Below are 18,757 nucleotides of genomic sequence, written 5' to 3' on the forward strand. Positions count from 1 at the left end.
CCTCTAATCTAAGCGGTTTCGTACATAGGTCCTAGATCGACTTACAGGCTACGCCTGGTCTTCTTCCGGGGCAGGACTTCCTTGCGCGGCACCGACGAAGATCTGCAGCATGCGAGCCTGATTCCAGCAGTCCCATCCTTCGACAAACTTATTGTCGTCGTCAGCTTTCAGCCAGGTCATGCCCCGCACGGCAACACGCGACCGCGTCGGCGTGAAACCGAAACCATCTCCGGTGTGGGTTCCGGTCAGAAACCAGCGGACGACGACGTTTGGAGGCTGTTCGATGACGGCCTCGACATCCATCCGAAGATCAGGCATGGCGGCCAGGACGTTATCACGAAACTCCTTGAACGCCTCCATGCTGAAATAGCGGATATCCGACTCGGCATATCCGACTGCGTTCTTGGCGGATAACTCGAAGATGGCGTCGTCGTTACGCTGATTCCATACCAGCTCAAACCAATCCTTGGCCAGTTTCGTCAATTGGCTCACGTGCTGTCCCAGCCTCAGAATGCCCCGTCGATTGCTGAGTACCCACGGTTTTTGTACTCTGCCCATCACGAGGAAGTGTAACCCACACACGGCTATCGACCAATGGCCTATCGGTAGGGGTTACGTCATTACGGCGGACACGAATTGCCCAGCTTCGTACTGGCTGTTTGCCTCGAAGCAGGCAAGTGCGTTGGCCTGGGATAGCGTGGCGATATCTGCCGAGCCTTTCCAGTTGAGTGGAACAATCGTCGCACCACCACCATCTTTGCGACTGGCATACGCGGGGAAGAAGACGGGCCGATTGCCCGGATTCACGAAGTCACGCGTCAGCAGGAAACCGGAAACAAACGGAGAAATCTGGCTTCGCCCCATCAGTTCATTCAACGCCCGGCGAACAAAGACGTGGAAACAAACCAGGCTGCTGGCTGGATTACCAGGAAGACCGAACACGAGGGTTGGGATATCCGTGTCTGCTTGCTTGCCGAACCAGAGTGGCTTCCCTGGCTTGAGCTTCACCTTATGGAAAATCTTCTCGACTCCCTGCTGTGCCAAAAGCGCAGGACCCAAGTCCTTCACGCCGACTGACATTCCGCCGGAGATCAGCAAGATATCGGCCTGTAGCCCTTCCTTGATCGCCTGGGCCAGTTCGTCCCGATTATCGCGAACAATGCCCAACTGCTTAACCGTGGCACCCGCTTCGATCGCCATGGCTTCGAGCATCGGGCCATTGGTATTGCGGATTTGGCCGGGGCCGGGCTCCACGCCGGGACCGACAAGCTCATCTCCGGTACAGATGATCGCGACCGTGGGACGGCGATGGACGAGCGCCTTGCCTGCGGCGAGGTCGGCCAGGATACCAACCTCGACCGGACGAATGATCGTGCCGGTAGGAATGACGACCTGTCCCTTGGCGAGCAGATCACCCTGTTTCAGGACATGACTGCCTTGTTTGACGGGCTGAAGGATCTGTACGCGATCGACATTTTCGGAGTCGATCTGCGTGTCTTCGACCATGATGACCGAATCGGCACCTGGCGGCAGCGGAGCCCCAGTCATGATGCGCGCCGCCTGTCCTTCTTCGATGGCCTCACTGGCCGTGTTACCGGCTGTGATCTCTTCCACGATTTCGAGATTGACGTTGCCGCTATTGGTATCGGCGGCAATCAAAGCGAAGCCATCCATCATGGCTTTGTCGAATGCAGGAGACTCGACGGGACTGATCACGTCTTCCGCGAGAGCCATTCCCATGGCTTCAATCGCAGGGCACTCTAGCGTGGGTAGACGAAACGCGTGGCGAGAAACTTCTTCGAGTGCCTCTGTGATCGATAACATGGGTGAACTCCTTTAGGGACTCGTGGCTGGTTGAATCTCCAGAAACCGCTTCAGCATGTCGGTACCGGTCTCGCTGAGAAAGCTCTCAGGATGGAACTGCAGGCCCAGCAAGGGAAGCGACTTATGGCGGATCGACATGATTTCCTTTTCGCCATTGGGCATCACGCTCCAAGCGGCGACTTCGAAACCATCGGGCAAAGTATCCGGCTTGATTACCAGGCTGTGGTAACGCGTGGCGATGAAAGGATTGGGCATCCCTTCAAACAGCCCCTTGTTATCGTGGTGAATCTCGTCGGTTTTGCCATGCATGAGTCTTTCGGCACGTACGATCGTTCCACCAAATGCCTGCCCCATCGATTGATGACCCAGGCAAACGCCGAGGATCGGCAGCTTGTCGGCGAAGTACTTGATTGCCTCGACCGAAATACCAGCTTCATTGGGCGTGCACGGCCCGGGAGAAACAATCAGGTGGGTTGGAGCGAGTTTTTCAATCGTCGCGCAGTCGATCTGGTCGTTTCGATAGACCTGAAGATCCAGGGTCGGATCGATCTCCCCTAGCCGCTGTACGAGGTTGTAGGTGAACGAATCGTAGTTGTCGATCAGCAGAATCATACGTGGTTTCAGCGGGGCTATACGTGCTTACAAGGGGGTAACGCCATTTTTCCCTAATCCGCCGTTAGGGACAATATCGGACACGAAAGAGTTCGCACGTCCGACCAGGCAGTATCACGAAGACTCCGAGGAATCGTTCTTGGAATCAGGATCAGATCCATCTTGCTGGTCATTGTCTTTTTTCTTCTGAGCTCGTGCCATGGCTAGAATGTCCGCCGTACTCGGCTTTTTAGGGGCTTCTTCAGCGGCGGGCGTTTCCGATTGAGTTGGCTTGGTTTGCTTCTCGCCTCGCAGCATAGCCAGCTTCTCAGCCGTTGAGAGCTCCTTTTCCTCTTTCGGGGAAGGTTCTTCTTTTTTCTCTTCGGTCGGCTTCTTTCCGCGGGCCATGGCCAGAATATCGGCTGTGCTCGGTTTTTTCTCCTCCGCAGGTGTGCTCGAAGCGTCCGCTTTCTTTTCTCCGCGAAGCATCGCCAGCTTCTCTGCCGTGGAAAGCGACTTTTCGTCCTGCGGTTCTTTAGGCTCGGCCTTCTTTCCCCGAGCCATGGCTAAGATGTCGGCCGTACTGGGCTTGTCGGACTTGGGCTTTTCCTCGGTCGGCTTCTTTTCACCTCGAGCGGCGGCCAGAATATCGGCCGTGCTCTGCTTCTTGGGTTTGCTCTCGGCCGGCTTTTTTCCGCGAGCCATGGCCAGAATGTCTGCCGTACTCGCTCCTGAGGTGGACTTCGTAGGCGTTTTGGCCGATGGCTTCTCAGGTGTCGCGTCGTTGGCGACGACCTTCTTTTCGGACTTCTTCTCCGCCACCGGCTCCTGCGGTCGATCGACGATCTTGAGATAGTCGATGTCGATGTCGTACCACGAAATATCATTCGTTCCGAGGAACTCGACCAGTGCACGGCCGCTCATGTTGACGGTCCGGACGATGCCGGTTCGCCCCTCGAACCGCTTCAGTTCCGGGACCATGTGAGCGATGGAAACGTACTTGTCCGTATATTCCCGTTTGAGCTTCTCGATGTGTTCAAAGACCATACGCGGCTCAGAATGCGGCTATCTGGCAAGAAAAAACCGGTGAACAGGTTCACCGATCCCATCATAGAGAATGCTATTGGCCGCGGGAAGTGAATCGCAGACTATCGCGAGACGGCATCGTCGCCCAGCGACTGGCGGATTTTCTGAGCCGATGCCGTGTACTGAGCACTCTTCTGGGCATTCCCCAGTTCACGATACATCTCGGCCAGGTTGTCGAGCGGAACGATCAGCTTCTTCTGCAATGCCGAGTTCTGAGCCGTTGCCGACTCGATCAGCGATTTCCCTTGTTCGGTCAATGCAATGCCTTCTTCGCGATTGCCCACTGACCAGAAGGAAACCCCCATGCTCACGAGCGACTCGCCGCGGCGGTCGAGCATGATATTCTGCAGCGATTGGTTGGTAAGGTGATCGACGGCCAGTTCGTACCACTTTACAGCGGCCGAGTGATCTTGCTTCTGGACGGCACAAATGGCACCCGCTCGAAAATATAGATTTCCGAGCAGAAGATGATCGGCAATGCCGACCTCTCGACCAGCTAAACCACCTCGGAGAAATGCCCTGGCCTGGTCGGCGATTTTCAGAGCGGAATCATGCTTGTCGCGTGCGTGTTCAATGAAGACGGCCTGCGTTAAGGCCTGACCCGTTTCCCATTCCAACGCTCGGTGGAAGAAGGGGTCATCGGTCTTGCTGAGCAACTCTCGATATTGTCCGACAATCTGATCGATCGAGTCGCCTGGATCGAATGGTGCATTGTAGAAGCTATGAGCCATCAACGACTTGGTCAGCCAAGCCATACGAAGTTCGCCGGTGGCTTCTTCGTTGGTGACCATGTTATCGATATAAACCTTGGATCGTAGCAACCACTGATTGACGGTCTGTTCCTTCTTTTCCCAATCACCGGTGGCGATATCGATCGCCAGTGACATGTGGGCATCTACGAGAACCTGCTTCGCGGCGCGGCGTACTTCCTGATCGGTGTCGTTCACCAGCGGGGAAGCGATCTCGATGGCTCTGACGTGATGTTGAACCGCCTCACGATTCTTTTGTGGTCCTGCCATCTGCAGCAAATCGCCCCACTGGCAATGGGCTTTGGCTCGTACATGATCGGCCACGGTCACATCGTCAGCAATTAGCTGCGTGTTGTGGATTCCAGTCGCCAGGTTGCCTTGGACTACATTCAGAAGTGTTCGATGGAGGCGATGTTCGGCTGAAGAGCCAACGCCAGAGGTTGCTTTTCTCGCGGCATCAAACGCTTCCTGATCGCGTCCCAGACGATGTAGGATCAACGAGGTCTGGTACCAGGCTTCCGCGGAATAGGGTTCCTGAGCGATTGCCAATTGATAGTCATTTAAGCGATCGCGGAATTCGAGTGGCGAACGATTGCTTGCCCGGATCATGAAAGATTCGGCGGATGGAGCTTGAACGATGATGCGATCGATCTCAAAGGAGCCTCCTTCCGCCGTCTGTGGAAGCAGGATGCCGCGTTCGGGATAGATCGTTCCGAGGTGACGCCCCGATGAGTCGCGCACCGCGGCAGGTTCGATTTTGGTGAGATTAAACTTCTGCTCTACCGCATCTAGCGACATCGGTTTGGCAGGGATTAGAAATACCGAGATGATCTGATCATTCTCGACCGCGATTTCAACTTTGGCGAAATCACCTTGGTGTTCGTACAAGCGAACGTGCTTATCTTGGTCAATGCGACGCTTGTGGGCGGGAGCGCCCCACTGGGCTTCAATTTGAGTCAGAGGTGTCTTGCCGGGAGCGATCTGCGTAACCGAGAACGACGGCGCTTCGACTTCTGCCGTCGCTGGATTCGATGGAACCACTGGCGGTAGCGAAGTATTCGCTTCGGGACGTGGTGTCTCGACAGGCTTTACCGACGGAGATGCTTGCGAGAATCGAGAGAGTGGTGCCTGACCTGTTGGGGCTGCTTCGACCTGGACTTTCGCGGTCGGATTGAGCGACGTGGTCGGTTCGTTAAATCGCGAAGTACCTTGGCGAGCCGCTGGATTGTCGATCTTCTCTTGGTGAATCCCATAAACGCGAAGAGGCCCGTTCGCAGTTGGTTGCGCGACTTGTGCGCCTTCGGGTGCGCGGACGGACACGCTCGTGTCTTGGTTGGGTGTTGGTGGTTCTTCTGCGGATGCCTGGCGAACGGCAGAAGTCTCAGGCGGTTCTCCGTCCGCGGTAAGCGATAGGGAGAAAGAACGCGAGGCGATCGGCCGGACAGGCTCGGTATGTTGTACCGGAGCTACATTTGTCTCGGCGACCGGCTGGTCGGATTCATCCAGGGTTAAGCGAATCGGTTCGGCGACAGCCCAACCGCATAAGGTGAGGATCAAAACCCCTGAACAGATCAGTTTGTGATTTGATGAAATACGCATGGTTTCCTCGGCCAGGCCAACCTGCTCCGTGCTTTCTTACCCGTCAGAGACAGTTCCAGGCGGGCGAGAGTATAGCTAGGCTTCGGATCTTTCCAAGATCAATTTTTGCTAGCACCCATGCGATGGGTTACTTATTTCGACGCAGTCGTTTCTTCGCGACGAAGAATGTCGAGCAAAAGATTCTGCGGAGGAGTGACCGTACGATGCCGATTCCAGGCCGCAGCGATCGTCCGGAACGGTTGGATCTTGCGAATCGGACGATACACACAAGTCTTGTCCGCAGGGTCGATCGCCATTTCTGGCAGTAGTGAAATCCCCACGCCCAGTCGAATAAGTTCCTGGATGGTCGAGATCTGGGCACTCTCGCAAACCACGTGGGGTTGGAACTCTTGCTGGCGACAGAAACCAAGGATCTGTTCTCCCAGGCAATGCACCTCGTGCAACAGGACGAACGGTTCCTGGCGGACCTGGTTGAAGGAGAGGGACGGCTTGTCGGCAAGTGGGTGTGAAGGAGGCAACGCGACCATGAGTGCCTCGCGGAACAAGGGCTCCACTTGAATGCGTGGGTCGTCAATCGGAAGCGCTAAGATGGCAACATCGAGTGTGCCTTTGAGCAGTCGATCGAGAAGGTGATCGGTATAGTCTTCGACCAGCGTGAGCGTGACCTGTGGCATCTCTTGGCGGAAGTGTTGAATGATCCCCGGCAGTTGAAAGGGAGCGATCGTTGGCAAAGCTCCGACTCGCAGGCTGATCGCCTCCGGACCCTCCGGCTTTTTGAACCAACCTTCGGCCGAGTCGACTTCCTTAAGAATTCGCCGAGCACGCGGTAACAATTCTTTCCCCGAGTCGGTAAGAACGACCGTTCTTCCCAGTCGGTCTAATAGCCTCGTCCCCAGTTCGCGTTCGAGCTTGGCAATCTGTTGGCTGAGCGACGGCTGGGTGACATGACACTGCTCGGCGGCACGGGTGAAGTTCTCAAGCTCCGCGACCGCGACGAAGTATCGGAGCTGATGAATTTCCATAGGTAACACTTATCGTCAGAATAGGAACAACGAATTTCCGTTATACCTGGATGCTCGCTATTCTGAAAGCTACCACCAAGGACGCGTCGGTCGGCCCTGTCGATGTGTGGGAACGGTGACCTTGTGCCGATCGACGCGTTCTTTTTCTCTTTGGGTAGCGGCCTCCTTAGGAATCAGCCGCTGGGACAGACCCAAAGAGGAAATTTATTTCTGATCCAGCATCCAGACAGGATGTTCTTTGCCGACCAGCTTCGGATTCTGAAGGAGCATCAGAGCTCGATCGCGAAGGCACTTGGTGGGCCCGTCGGATTGGCATTCCTCGACTTTGGAGATCCCGTCCAGCGTGTTGAGTGCTTCCAGGAAATTGCGTTCTTCGAACTGACGATAGGCTGCTTCGTAGTTCTGCCGCAATTGAGTCCAGCTGCCGGAAGCTCTGGCAGAGAGTTCATAGACCCGAACGGGATCGGGGATGTTGACGACTTTGATCGTTCCGAGGAAACGCGTCGGCATGTTCGTCGTTACGCCCAAACGAGTCGATTCGGTGATCAAGATCTCAGGCGGGTAATAGAGTGTTCCCGCTTCGTCGCGTTCCTGTTTGGGGCAGAACTGCTTCGTGGCTCCCTGGATTCGGCTGGCGATGTTCACCGTTGGGCCGAGCGGTCCCCACATGTACTTGTAGTCGGTTCCCTTCTTCCCTACGACGCAGTCGCCGGTATTGATCCCGATGGTCAAACCAAACGGCAGAAGCTCGTCCGGGATGCGATCGGACCACAATTGATTCAACTGATCGAGCTTGCCGATCATGTCGATCGCTGCCTGACAGGCCAGGTTGGGGTGTTCTGGTTGATGGTCGGGGGCACCCCACATCGCGACTAATTCGTCGCCGACATATTCCAGCAGAACCCCATCGTGACGAATCACACTTTCGGAGAGTTCTCCCAGGACTTCTCGTAACCACTGCAGGGTTTGCACCGAGCCTAACGCAGAACTGATCGTGCTGAAACCGCGAATGTCACAGAAGAGAACGGTTATATTCTCTTCGCGCGTTTCCAGGAGGGTCTCGTCGTAGAGAATACGATCGGCGATGCCCGGCGGGAAAAACTGAGCGAGGCAAACCTGTTGCTTGGCGGCCTCTTGTTCCTTCTTAAGTCGCTCGAGCCCGACGGTGAGGCAGTCGCGAATGACTTCGACGAACTTGACTTCACAATCGGCCATGATGTCGTCGCCAAGTTGGCCCGGCCGTTTCGATGCGTAGAGAGCACCGACGACACTCTCATGCGAAACCACCGGGGTCACCACGACGCGCTCTTGGGGATGTTCTTCCCCTTCGCCAGCTGGTGTCGACCACGTTTGTCGATTGGACCAGATGTACTCCAAAGCCTGGCTGTCGAAGACAGGACCTTCTATCTCAGCCGAGTCAGTTGCCGGCCAGGTCGCTTCGCATTGCCATTGATTGGCGAGTTGATCGAGTCCCAGGTACGAGCACGAGTCGAAATTGCCGAGCTTGCAGACATTCTCAGCGGCCGACGAGAAGAAATCGGGAGAGCTGGCTGCCTTTTCGAGCACGTCACTTACTGCACCCAAGATACGTTCGACATCGGCGCTGGACGGACCACTGGGCGTTGCGTAGCCATCTTCCAAGCGACTTTGTCGTATCATCATCGCCACGTCGGCCACGCTTTGCGAGATGTTCGTCGGGCTGTGTTCGGAATAGTTATGCTCGACGGGTGCGCCGTGACCGCTCAGTTGAATGGCTAAGTGGTCCCCGATCATCAGGCGAACAGGATTTTGGACCAGCTCACTGGTCACGAAAGTGCGGACTTGTTGATGGGCGATACGACCTTCCGAAGAAGGAGACATGGGAACTTCGTGATTGCCAATGTTCCCCACGCGGAGATAGTTGCCGGCCGCATCCGGGGCGATTTCGAGTGAGCGCCGCGAAATCTCACGCTGTTGGAACGACGTAATGATCAGCTTGCGATGGTCTGTGAACGTAATCGTTCGGAATGGGCCTGGGTCGCCTTTGGCAACATCTTGCCGACCAAGAATGATCCGCTGCTGGAGACCTAACTCGAAGACCTCTTGCCCCAACTGATCGTCATAGATCGGTTGCTGTTGACCATCGACGAAGATGCTCAGCGAGACGCCGGCAGGGCCTTGCGGTTCGTGTGGTCGGGGGTGAGGGTTATGCATTGCTGGCAGACGAAACGGTTCAAAATGTCATTCAATGGATCCGCCACTAATCATTATTCTTCGGCCTCGGTCCGTTCTAAAGCCTCAATCTTTCCATTTTATCGACGGATATCTTGCCCAAGTTTCTTAAGAATAACTGAAAGAATCCCAGAATTCCAACATGGAATTGGGGTTATACCACTTCGCTAAGCCGCGGTTGCCCCGCCCCCCGTCAGTGATTTTCGTTGGTGACGACCCAATAACGCGATAGAATGGCATTGAGCTTTCCATCGCACCGAAGACGCCACATTAAAGCAGCATGTGCCATGGATTTACTACGGTACCTATTCGGTTCGTCCAAGCGTGACCAATTCGCCGAGCGCCTGATGCATCGCGTCAAGCAAGCCGGGGAGAATCGCGAGATCCGCTACGAAAAGCAGGCGTACCAGTTTAGTTTCTTTGACCAGGGGGAACTGGCTGGCGTTGCCAATCTGGGCAACATCTTTCGGGAATACGACCGTCTTCCTGAGAACGAACAAGAAGCCTATCTAGGTCAAATTACCCGAGCCATTCTCTCGCATCACAAGTCGATTCCGGAAGAATTCGAGGACGCCCGGCCTGATATTTTGCCGATCGTTCGCAGTCGAGCGTACCTGGAAATTGGCAATCTAGAACGCCGTCTTCGCGGCGAACAACCAGCGGAATTCACCTCGACGATAGTAGGCGATCATTTGCTCGCTTTACCGATCTTCGATTTGCCTGAGGCGATGCGAACAATCGACGCCGACAGGATGAATCAATGGGGTCGATCGATTTATGAGCTTATGGAAGTCGCCCTGGAAAACCTCGATGAGATGGTCGCGGCGGTGACCGCGATCAACGATCGAGTTTTCCTCTTCCGCAACCAGGATCATTACGATGCCTCGCGGCTATTGCTAACTGACCGTATTCGTCAGCTCGACGTACAAGGCCTGCCGGTCGCGATGGTGCCGACCCGTGATTGTTTGATTGTCACGGGGGATGAAGATGAGATCGGACTGCAATTGATGCATGAACTTGTAGGCCAATATATCCACGACCCGCGCCCTATCAGCCTGACTCCATGTCGGTTGACGGACGAGGGTTGGGAGACATGGCTGCCCCCTTTTGGGCATCCCCAGCATGATGCATTTTGTGAACTGCACCTGCAGGGTCATGCAGCTGAATATCGCGAGCAACACGAAGCCATTGAGGTCGGCTTTGCTCAAACAGGACAAGAAGGTTTCGTAGCGAACTATTATCTGCACCGTGATTTGAAGACTCGACAGCTTCATTCGTATTGTGTTTGGCCCGAGTGCCCGCACGCGCTGCTGCCGAAGAGTGATGTCGTTGTTTTCATGGATAGTTCGCACATGAAACCGTTGGCAAGTGGAACATGGGAAGTGGTTCAAGCGGGACTGGGATCTCAGATGGAGGACCTGAAAACGTATCCACCACGTTATCGGGTGCTTGGATTTCCCAGTGAGGAAGCGCTACGGAAAATCGGTTCAATTCCTCGTTTTCGCCTATGAATTAAGGAGTTTTAGACCAGCAAGATATTGTCCAGAATGCTGTACTATGCGCTAAAGACGAACTACGATGAAACTGCTACTAGGCACGCGGCTTCGTTGATTGTCATGCATCTGGATTCACTACCGTAAAAGCCACCTACCCAATAGCCAAACTCATGAATTCGCACTGTGATCTCGGAAATTTGTCGGCTGGGGAGCTTCGAGAACTCTATCACGTTACGGAAGAGGATCTCGAATTGATCGTCGAATACGGCAAGATTGTAATGCCGCGTTTGGACACATTCATCAGTGAGTTCTACGAATGGTTAAGGACGCAACCAGAGTTTGATCTTTACTTCACTGACAACGCAACACTGCATCGGGTGCAGTCCCAACAGAAGCGATACTGGGAAGATTTTTATTCCGCTGACATCAGTGAGGTTTACGTTCAAAAACGAAAGTCGGTCGGTGCGAATCATGCGCGGATAGGTCTGCCGCTGCCAACCTATGTCTCGTCGATGTATCGCTCGCTGAGAATTTGGACAGACGTCCTTTATGACCACCGCCTGGAACCGGAACGCTATGCCCGTTCGCTCAAGGCGGTGACCAAGTTGATCATGTTGGACACGGCAATTGTGGTCGATACTTTTATGCGGCAAACCAATTGCATCATTGCCGAGCAGCATGATTCGTTGATGCAGATGTCGACTCCGGTAACGGAAGTCTGGAACGACATCTTAATGTTGCCGATCGTCGGCATCATCGATTCCAAGCGCGCCCAAGACATCATGACGGCCGTGTTGCACAAGATTGCCGACACGCATTCGCGCTGTCTCATTCTCGATATTAGCGGTGTTGCGGTGGTCGATACGGCCGTGGCAAATCACTTGATTAAAATCACCAAAGCAACTCGCCTGATGGGCTGCACCTGCACGATCTCAGGCGTTTCGCCGGCAATCGCCCAGACGATTGTGGAACTTGGCATCAATGTAGGAGACATACGAACAACAGCAACACTTAAGGACGCCCTGCGGGATGCGTTCAATGATTTGAAACTGGTATTACACGAAGACGGAACTTCTCCATGATTCACGATTCCGCGGAAGTACCGCGCATCCCCATGCAACTCGCCAGCGGTTGCCTGGTAGCGTCGATCCAAATCGATTTGAACGACGAGGTTTTGTTCCGCTTCAAAAGAGACCTTTTGGAAGAGATACGCCTGACACAAACACGGGCCGTATTACTCGATGTGTCGGGCGTGGACATTATGGACCGAATCGAGTTCGAGGCGATCTGCGAGATCATGCGGATGTCTCGATTAATGGGAGCACGTTCTATGCTTGTTGGCGTGAAACCTGAGATCGCTTGTTCGCTGATGGACTTCGATCTGGATTTCACCCAGATGGAAACGGCCCTGACGCTCGATTTGGCGTTTGAGAAACTGCATGCAAATGGGCACAGTAACGGAGGCCGCCACGAGTCAATGTGATGAACCTGCCGGAGATGCGGATATGGATCAGTACGGAAGCCAATTTAGCTCGTTCAATCGTGGCTTCTCGCAAAATGGCTGAATCGGCCGGACTTCAGGCAAACCAGGTGGCATTGGTCGCAACGGCCGTATCGGAACTCGCCCGCAATATCATCAAGTACGCTCACCACGGCGAAGTGATCCTTCGCTATATCACTCACGGACCGAAACAGGGAATCGAGGTAGTCGCCTGGGACCATGGTCCCGGGATTGAATGTGTTGAATCGGCAATGAGCGATCATCACAGCACCGGCGGAACACTGGGACTGGGACTTCCCGGCGTTAAGCGTCTCATGGACGAATTCGAACTAGAATCCGAACTCGGCAAGGGAACCAGGATTACGGTGAGGAAATGGAAGTAATGACGCCTCGCAAATTGGAAACCGGCAGCTTCGTCCGAACGGCTGCCGGGCACTTCGTTGGCGGCGATCTCGCGATTGTCCGGCCGGACGAAGACTATTTATTCCTCGCACTCGTGGATGTTCTGGGGCATGGGCCGCAGGCATACTCCACAGCGTTGGAATTGGAAGAAGCCATCTTAGGTTGGGATGACACATTTGACATTCTGGCCCTCATGAAGGCACTGCACGTTCATCAAAAGCATGGTCGTGGTGCCGTCATCAGTCTCTGCACGATCGAGTCACTTACCGGAGAGGTGCGCTACGTCGGTATCGGAAACGCGACCTGTCGCACGATGGGTCTGCATCCGCACCACATGCTTACCCGCGAAGGAGTGGTCGGTCACACGTTGCGAACGCCTTCGATCGAACGAATGACTCTCGATCAACATGACATCCTGCTGCTTTATAGTGATGGGGTTTCGAGCCATTTCGAGGTGCAAGAACCCTGTCAGCTCTTTTTCGAGCCGCTGGATAATGTTGCCCGCCGGGTCGTTGAGCAGTTTGGTCGAGGGCATGATGATGCCTCCTGCATCGCGGTGAGGTACGCATGAGGACTCACCTGGGCGACATTCGTATTTTCGACCAGTCGGCGGTCGTGGAGGTCCGCACGAAAGTACTGAGCCTGAGCGCCGCATTTGGCTTTGGTTCCGCGATGTCGACTCGGATGGCCACGATCCTTTCGGACCTGGTTCGGCAACTACTCAAGAATTCCGAACCTGGTTCGATGTTTGTTGATCTCGAAGACCGACAAGGACAACTCATTCTGGGGTTACGGTTTCTCACGTCAGAAACCATTCAGATCTCGCCTGCTCTGCTGGATGTTTTTGATGATGTTCGACAGCTATCCAATGGAGAGGCAGTCCGGGAAATCACGTTGCGGAAAATGGTTCGCAACATGCCGGGCTCTCTAACGCCGGAGTTCCTTGATTTTCAGCGAGATCGCATCAGTTTGAAATCGCGCGTGGCATTGGTCGAAGAACTGCGAGAGAAAAACCAGCAGCTCGAACGATACAATGCTCACCTCGAGGACCTCGTTCGTGAACGTACCAAGGAACTTGAACTTACCAACCAGCGCATGCAGCGTGATTTGGATGCCGGCGCCGAGTACGTTGCGCGGTTGATTCCCGAACCCATTTCGGGGCAGATCTCGATTGATTGGCGTTATGTCCCTTCCGAAGAGCTTGGTGGGGATGCGATGGGTTACCATTGGATCGACCCCGATCATATGGCGATCTATTTGCTCGACGTCACTGGGCACGGAATCGACTCGGCTCTGTTGGCTGTCAGCATCATCAACGTGGTGCGTGGAGCTTCCTTGCCCGGTGCCGATTTCCGTAATCCGAGCGAAGTGCTGAAACGGCTGAACCAGTCGTTCACGATGGATATGCACGGCAACAAGCTTTACACCATGTGGTACGGTGTATTTCACCGGCCTTCGCGAACACTGACCTGGAGTGGGGGAGGACATCCCGATGCCTTGCTCTACGTGAAAGATTCACGCGAGCCGATCCGGCTTGCGTCCCAAGGGCCCCTTATGGGCATGATCGATTGGCCTCATTTCGATACCGATTCGATCGTCATCGAATCGCCATCCAGCTTGTTTCTCTACAGCGACGGTGTATTTGAGATTCACAAAGAGGACGGAAATGAGTGGACGTTTGATGAGTTCGTCGACTACATGAATCTGCCGGTGCCCAAGGGAGATACTAAGATGGACGATCTTTACCGTTACGTCCGTGAACTATGCGGCTGCGAGCATCTGGGTGACGACTTCTCGATTCTCGAGATTTGCTTCGATCTGCTCGAGGATCCCGTAGGTGAAGTGCACGGGATTGGGGAAGCTATTTAGTTAAGTGGTCGAGGTAAGCTCCCTCGACGAGATCCTCGCTTTGGATACCAAGCTTTTGCATTAGTTGATGAGCAATTGATTCACCCTCGGCCTCCGTCTGAGACGGCTCTAGCACGACTTCCAATTCCAGGTAGCTGCCTAGGTCCTGGACTTCGTCCAGGTGAATGCGAGTCTGTCCGACCAGGTAAAGCGTTCGTGTCTTGGTGACGATGCCCAGGGGCTCCAGCGCCAAGGTCAGCAATTGTGCGAGCTGCTCCGGGTGAACGATGGGAACCCGAGAATAGTCGGAAGTCTTGGGGCCTGCCGAGTCCGAGCGACGATAGAAAATCAACTCGGCGTGTTCACCATTGATCTGGCGCAGCTTCAACCGCCCCTCAGGCACACGATAGAACTGATCGATCTGCTTGAGAACGATCGGACCAGAGTCCGCGATCGGAACAATACGATCTTCGAGTTCCGATCGATGGGTAAGTCGGGCCTTGATTTCTATATTGCGAGCCACAGCTGGTTCTCGCTGTTAAACCATTTCGTCGGCGATAAAGCCCTCGAACGTTTGACGACGGCGAATGATGCGCGCCTTGCCGTCTTCTATCATCACTTCCGCAGCCAGTGGCTTCGAGTTGTAGTTGGAGCTCATGCAGTAGCCATACGCCCCGGCACATTCGATGACCAGCAGATCACCAACGGCTGCCGGTGGAAGTTTGCGAGCGCTGACAAAGCCGCCTTCTTCTTGGGTGAAGATGTCACCGGACTCGCACAAAGGCCCGCCCACGATCACATCGTGCTCTTCGCCCAGTACCTGACCGTCTTTGCGAGCGACCGAAATCGGATGGTAGGCACCATACATGATTGGACGTGCCAGGTTATTGAAGCCAGCATCGGCGACGTAGAACAGATTGTCGCCCATCTGCTTTACGGCCCGAATCTCGGTAACTAGATAGCCGGCTTCGGCAGCCAGGTATCGACCCGGTTCGATTTCGAGCGAGATGCTGTGATCGAACGCCTTCTCTAGCTTCTTTCGCGTGGCGTCCCAAAGCTCGAAGTACTTTTCGAGATCGACGTACGTTTGTTCGCTGTTGTAAGGAATGGGTAGTCCACCACCGGCGCTGATGGTCTTGATGCTGCGGCCTACTTCGAGGGCCGCTTTTTCCATCGAATCGCAAACCTGCGAGAGATGATGCAAGTCGGTACCACTTCCGATGTGCATGTGCAGGCCGGTGATTTGCAGCCCATTGGCGTCGGCCAGAAGCAGACAGTCATTGAGTTGTTCGTGCCAGATGCCGTGCTTCGACTGCTGGCCGCCGGTATTGGTCTTCTGGCTATGGCCATGTCCGAAGCCGGGATTGATGCGGAGGGTGATCTCGCGGCCTGGGGCGAGTTCGCCCAGCTGACGAATCATGTCCGGCGAGCCGCAGTTGACGTGCAGACCATGCTCGATACACAGCTCGAGTGCTTCGCGATCGAAGATGTCGGCCGTGTAGACGATCGGTGGTGGGTCGCCATGTGCTGCGTAGCCTGCCGCCAGGGCTCGGCGGATTTCCCAGGCACTGACCGCATCGACAACCACGTTGTTTTCCCGAACCAGTTTCAGAATTGCCAGGTTCGAGCAGGCCTTCTGGGCGTATCGGACGACGTCGAACGCGGCGAGGTCTTGGATTCGCTGAACGATCGTTGCGGCGTCATAGACATAGGTGGGCGTACCGAACTCAGTAGCCAACTGCTTAACGGAAACGCCGGCGATTTCCTGGCGAGAGGTCGAGAACGTGGGGACTTGTGGCATAGCGAGCACCAAAACTAAAAAGGGCGTGAATCGTAGACTTTATTGTAGTGAGACACGAGATTTCGCCCACCGGGCACAAAAAAAGAGACCTTTCCGAAAAAAGGTCTCTTCGATGGGCAAATCTATCCAGTTTCGAGCTTTGCTTAGAAAGCAGGAGCTTCTTCGAAGTCGGCATTGGCATCCGCGGCATTCTGGGCGGCGACGCCGACACCGATTGCCTTGATCACGCCTTCTTCCAGCATCATGCGAAGTCGCATGTAACGTTCTTGCATGTCGACCGATACGAGGAACTTGTCCGCGCCACCAGACAGAGCCTGAACAGCGGCGTCCACGCCTGGCACGGGCTCAGGACTGTTCTGCTGAACCATCTTCAAGATAGGCAGAATCGCAACGTGCATCTGAATAACGGCAACCTTGGCGTCGGTACCAGCGATGGATTCATCGATTGCTTTCTTCAGGCGTGCCATGGCGTCGTTACCGCCAGCGATGTAGACGCTCTTTTCGCCGATGCCCAGAATGACTTCCGGGGACTCTCCCAAGATGTCCTTGGCTTCCGGCGGGGCGTCGTCCATAGGAATTGACATGACATGCAAGCGAATCGCCTGGTAGGTTTCGGCGTCCCACTTCACCGGTGGAACTTCTCCATCGGTGGAAGCAAGCTTCAGCATTTCCTTCACGCCATCTTCGACGCGTTGGCCATCGGCGACATGAGCACCGGCCAGGAACGTTCCCTTGCCGCCGGACAGGTCTACCATCATAGCGCCGTCCAATGAACCGGTGCGAGCCGTTTCAATCAGGGTATCAATCGCCAGGTCGATGACCTTCTTGGCCGATTCAAGATCTTCGCCTTCCAGTTCGCCTTCGCTTTCCAGCTGACGGACGCCCTGGTCGCGCAAATCATTCATTTGCTTCTCCATCCGAGCGATGTCGGTTTCGGAAAGCTTTTCGGTGACCTGGAAGTTTACCGCCGCAGCTGCATTGCTGAAGCCGGCAAACTCGCTGGTCAGATCCGTATTCATGGCCATCGTCTTAGCAAAGTCACTTCCTTCGACGGCCGTGTAGGCAAAGTCGAGGTAAGTACCTTGCTTCGTGGCATCGACATTCCAGCCGATGATGATGTCTTCCAGCTCGGTGAACAGACGTTCCATTTCGGCCATCTGATCGGCGATCTGTTGCTTACGAACGGCGAAGTCTTCGTCCGTTTCATTCGGTTCTTGTTCCAGCGACAGTTCGATCCCCGTTTTCATCTGTTCGATGATGACGGTGCGGTAGATCTCAGGAATGTTGCCAGGAAAGAACTGGAGAGCCAAGTCATACTGCTCGGGCAGATCTTTCAGGAACGCGGTTGGATCATCCAGTGGATTGGCCAGCTTTTCCTGGTCCATTGCCAAGATGGCCCAGTTGCCGGCATCTTTCACGAAGATTGGCATCTGATTGGGCGTAAACATTTTGATGCCGTCGCCAACGTCTTGTGGTGGACCGATTTGCTCGGTTGCCGTGGTGACCAACTTGTCAAAGTCGGAAACTGGCAGGTAGGCGGTCGGAGCAAATTCCTGACCATTGGTCATGACGACCACGCCCACGGGGCGAGACTTGTCGATCCCTTCGGTGAACGGAGCCGACAGAAGTACGGCCATGCGGCCTGCGTCTGTTTGACCGGCAGCATCGGCCAGATACTGCACATCAGCCAGGACCTTCTTCACTGGGGCGACCGAGACCACGGCGACTGGCTTGAATTCGGCATCTTGAGCATGAAGTGCGACCAGCGGCATAGCGGCTAGCAATAAGCCTGCGATAGCCAGTCGACCACGTTGAAAGAATTTGTTCACTGCGTCTATCTCCTGAGTGATCTTGAATCGGAACCCAATCGCCAGCCATGGGGGACGGGTGCGAAGTCGTTGAATGGTCCAATCCTTTGGTAGGACTTTCCAAATGTACCGCAGACCGAGTGCCCTTTAAAGCCAAGGCAACAAGCAGGGGCGATGCGCGCGTACCGAGTCCGTAAAGCCTACCCGGCGAAATGAATAGCAGTTTCACAGTGGGTCAAAAAGTTTCCATCGCTTGATGGATGCCCAAGCGAGCGGAGCGATTGAACGCCAATAAACGTCGACCCAGCGGTAATAGGAACCACGCCAGGGCAGAGACACTCAACAAAGAGAGCGCATCAAACTAACCTGGGGGATCTAGGCGAGAGTGCAGAGACCTCTCGCGGCGCGAGCTTTTAACGCTCTCGGAAGACGATTCGACCTTTGGTCATGTCGTAGGGGGACAGTTCCACTCGGACACGATCGCCAGGAACGATACGAATAAAGTGCTTACGCATTTTCCCGGCCACATGGGCCATAACCGTCGGACCAACGTCCAATTGGACGCGGAACCGTGTGTTGGCAAGTGCTTGCGTCACTGTGCCTTCGACTTCGAGAGCCTCTTCTTTCTTAGACATAATACTCCTTGAGGTAATCTACTTATTCTCATGTGTGGGGGGACAATGACAATCGTCCCAGCATTAGTATATCGGGAAGCCCCTTAAAATCAAACGCAGATTGCGTGCCTGCGGAAAACCGGTGGCGCGAAAAAACTCGATCCGAGTTCCACACGCCACCCGTACTCGCGGATGTCCATAGCGC

Annotated in this window: 17 protein-coding genes; 6 read left to right on the forward strand and 11 right to left on the reverse strand. The window is 54.7% G+C overall.

Features of this window, described 5'->3' with window-relative positions:
• Positions 1–48 precede the first annotated feature (48 nt).
• The 7 genes from PSR63_RS11305 to PSR63_RS11335 all read right to left on the reverse strand — a co-directional run bounded on the left by PSR63_RS11305 (position 49) and on the right by PSR63_RS11335 (position 9,064).
• Positions 49–492: an ester cyclase gene (locus PSR63_RS11305; RefSeq protein WP_274333351.1), complete on the reverse strand. Its 444-nt coding sequence runs from the start codon at positions 490–492 to the stop codon at positions 49–51.
• Between the two features lie 120 nt (positions 493–612).
• A complete protein-coding gene (locus tag PSR63_RS11310) occupies positions 613–1,824 on the reverse strand; it encodes a molybdopterin molybdotransferase MoeA (RefSeq protein WP_274333352.1) in 1,212 nt (403 codons plus the stop codon).
• Between the two features lie 12 nt (positions 1,825–1,836).
• Positions 1,837–2,436 carry an anthranilate synthase component II gene (locus PSR63_RS11315; RefSeq protein ID WP_274333353.1) on the reverse strand — a complete coding sequence of 200 codons (600 nt, stop codon included), beginning with the start codon at positions 2,434–2,436 and terminating at the stop codon, positions 1,837–1,839.
• 114 nt (positions 2,437–2,550) lie between these two features.
• A complete protein-coding gene (locus tag PSR63_RS11320; RefSeq protein WP_274333355.1) occupies positions 2,551–3,462 on the reverse strand; it encodes a hypothetical protein in 912 nt (303 codons plus the stop codon).
• Between the two features lie 101 nt (positions 3,463–3,563).
• Positions 3,564–5,849 (reverse strand): hypothetical protein, encoded by a 2,286-nt coding sequence (locus PSR63_RS11325; RefSeq protein ID WP_274333357.1) that lies wholly within the window; start codon positions 5,847–5,849, stop codon positions 3,564–3,566.
• A 131-nt stretch (positions 5,850–5,980) separates the two neighbouring features.
• Positions 5,981–6,871: a LysR family transcriptional regulator gene (locus PSR63_RS11330; protein ID WP_274333359.1), complete on the reverse strand. Its 891-nt coding sequence runs from the start codon at positions 6,869–6,871 to the stop codon at positions 5,981–5,983.
• 204 nt (positions 6,872–7,075) lie between these two features.
• Positions 7,076–9,064 carry an adenylate/guanylate cyclase domain-containing protein gene (locus tag PSR63_RS11335; protein WP_274333361.1) on the reverse strand — a complete coding sequence of 663 codons (1,989 nt, stop codon included), beginning with the start codon at positions 9,062–9,064 and terminating at the stop codon, positions 7,076–7,078.
• A 305-nt stretch (positions 9,065–9,369) separates the two neighbouring features.
• On the opposite strand from PSR63_RS11335, the gene PSR63_RS11340 reads away from it, so the two are divergent.
• The 6 genes from PSR63_RS11340 (at position 9,370) to PSR63_RS11365 (ending at position 14,350) form a co-directional block, all read left to right on the forward strand.
• Positions 9,370–10,593, forward strand: a complete 1,224-nt coding sequence (locus PSR63_RS11340; protein WP_274333363.1) for a DUF1444 family protein — start codon at positions 9,370–9,372, stop codon at positions 10,591–10,593.
• A gap of 155 nt (positions 10,594–10,748) precedes the next feature.
• Positions 10,749–11,660, forward strand: coding sequence for a protoglobin domain-containing protein (locus tag PSR63_RS11345; RefSeq protein WP_274333365.1), 912 nt, complete (start codon positions 10,749–10,751; stop codon positions 11,658–11,660).
• Positions 11,657–12,061 (forward strand): STAS domain-containing protein, encoded by a 405-nt coding sequence (locus PSR63_RS11350; RefSeq protein WP_274333367.1) that lies wholly within the window; start codon positions 11,657–11,659, stop codon positions 12,059–12,061. Before PSR63_RS11345 ends, PSR63_RS11350 begins: the two co-directional genes overlap by 4 nt.
• Positions 12,061–12,462: an ATP-binding protein gene (locus tag PSR63_RS11355; RefSeq protein ID WP_274333369.1), complete on the forward strand. Its 402-nt coding sequence runs from the start codon at positions 12,061–12,063 to the stop codon at positions 12,460–12,462. Before PSR63_RS11350 ends, PSR63_RS11355 begins: the two co-directional genes overlap by 1 nt.
• Positions 12,462–13,052, forward strand: coding sequence for a SpoIIE family protein phosphatase (locus PSR63_RS11360; RefSeq protein ID WP_274333370.1), 591 nt, complete (start codon positions 12,462–12,464; stop codon positions 13,050–13,052). Before PSR63_RS11355 ends, PSR63_RS11360 begins: the two co-directional genes overlap by 1 nt.
• Positions 13,049–14,350 carry a PP2C family protein-serine/threonine phosphatase gene (locus PSR63_RS11365; RefSeq protein WP_274333371.1) on the forward strand — a complete coding sequence of 434 codons (1,302 nt, stop codon included), beginning with the start codon at positions 13,049–13,051 and terminating at the stop codon, positions 14,348–14,350. Before PSR63_RS11360 ends, PSR63_RS11365 begins: the two co-directional genes overlap by 4 nt.
• On the opposite strand, the gene PSR63_RS11370 is transcribed toward PSR63_RS11365, so the two are convergent.
• The 4 genes from PSR63_RS11370 to infA all read right to left on the reverse strand — a co-directional run bounded on the left by PSR63_RS11370 (position 14,343) and on the right by infA (position 18,573).
• A complete protein-coding gene (locus PSR63_RS11370) occupies positions 14,343–14,852 on the reverse strand; it encodes a class IV adenylate cyclase (protein WP_274333373.1) in 510 nt (169 codons plus the stop codon). The genes PSR63_RS11365 and PSR63_RS11370 overlap by 8 nt on opposite strands.
• A 15-nt stretch (positions 14,853–14,867) precedes the next feature.
• Positions 14,868–16,130: a diaminopimelate decarboxylase gene (lysA, locus tag PSR63_RS11375; protein ID WP_274333375.1), complete on the reverse strand. Its 1,263-nt coding sequence runs from the start codon at positions 16,128–16,130 to the stop codon at positions 14,868–14,870.
• A gap of 143 nt (positions 16,131–16,273) precedes the next feature.
• A complete protein-coding gene (locus tag PSR63_RS11380; RefSeq protein ID WP_274333377.1) occupies positions 16,274–17,959 on the reverse strand; it encodes a hypothetical protein in 1,686 nt (561 codons plus the stop codon).
• Between the two features lie 392 nt (positions 17,960–18,351).
• Positions 18,352–18,573: a translation initiation factor IF-1 gene (gene infA, locus PSR63_RS11385; RefSeq protein ID WP_105331308.1), complete on the reverse strand. Its 222-nt coding sequence runs from the start codon at positions 18,571–18,573 to the stop codon at positions 18,352–18,354.
• Between the last annotated feature and the right edge of the window lie 184 nt (positions 18,574–18,757).

This window comes from Bremerella sp. P1 (assembly GCF_028748185.1).
GTDB lineage: Bacteria > Planctomycetota > Planctomycetia > Pirellulales > Pirellulaceae > Bremerella.

Excerpts from the sequence above, each read along its gene's own strand:
- PSR63_RS11310 (WP_274333352.1), bottom strand. The coding sequence starts at position 1,824 with ATGTTATCGATCACAGAGGCACTCGAAGAAGTTTCTCGCCACGCGTTT.
- PSR63_RS11315 (WP_274333353.1), bottom strand. The coding sequence starts at position 2,436 with ATGATTCTGCTGATCGACAACTACGATTCGTTCACCTACAACCTCGTA.
- PSR63_RS11320 (WP_274333355.1), bottom strand. The coding sequence starts at position 3,462 with ATGGTCTTTGAACACATCGAGAAGCTCAAACGGGAATATACGGACAAG.
- PSR63_RS11325 (WP_274333357.1), bottom strand. The coding sequence starts at position 5,849 with ATGCGTATTTCATCAAATCACAAACTGATCTGTTCAGGGGTTTTGATC.
- PSR63_RS11330 (WP_274333359.1), bottom strand. The coding sequence starts at position 6,871 with ATGGAAATTCATCAGCTCCGATACTTCGTCGCGGTCGCGGAGCTTGAG.
- PSR63_RS11335 (WP_274333361.1), bottom strand. The coding sequence starts at position 9,064 with ATGCATAACCCTCACCCCCGACCACACGAACCGCAAGGCCCTGCCGGC.
- PSR63_RS11340 (WP_274333363.1), top strand. The coding sequence starts at position 9,370 with ATGGATTTACTACGGTACCTATTCGGTTCGTCCAAGCGTGACCAATTC.
- PSR63_RS11345 (WP_274333365.1), top strand. The coding sequence starts at position 10,749 with ATGAATTCGCACTGTGATCTCGGAAATTTGTCGGCTGGGGAGCTTCGA.
- PSR63_RS11350 (WP_274333367.1), top strand. The coding sequence starts at position 11,657 with ATGATTCACGATTCCGCGGAAGTACCGCGCATCCCCATGCAACTCGCC.
- PSR63_RS11355 (WP_274333369.1), top strand. The coding sequence starts at position 12,061 with ATGAACCTGCCGGAGATGCGGATATGGATCAGTACGGAAGCCAATTTA.
- PSR63_RS11360 (WP_274333370.1), top strand. The coding sequence starts at position 12,462 with ATGACGCCTCGCAAATTGGAAACCGGCAGCTTCGTCCGAACGGCTGCC.
- PSR63_RS11365 (WP_274333371.1), top strand. The coding sequence starts at position 13,049 with ATGAGGACTCACCTGGGCGACATTCGTATTTTCGACCAGTCGGCGGTC.
- lysA (WP_274333375.1), bottom strand. The coding sequence starts at position 16,130 with ATGCCACAAGTCCCCACGTTCTCGACCTCTCGCCAGGAAATCGCCGGC.
- infA (WP_105331308.1), bottom strand. The coding sequence starts at position 18,573 with ATGTCTAAGAAAGAAGAGGCTCTCGAAGTCGAAGGCACAGTGACGCAA.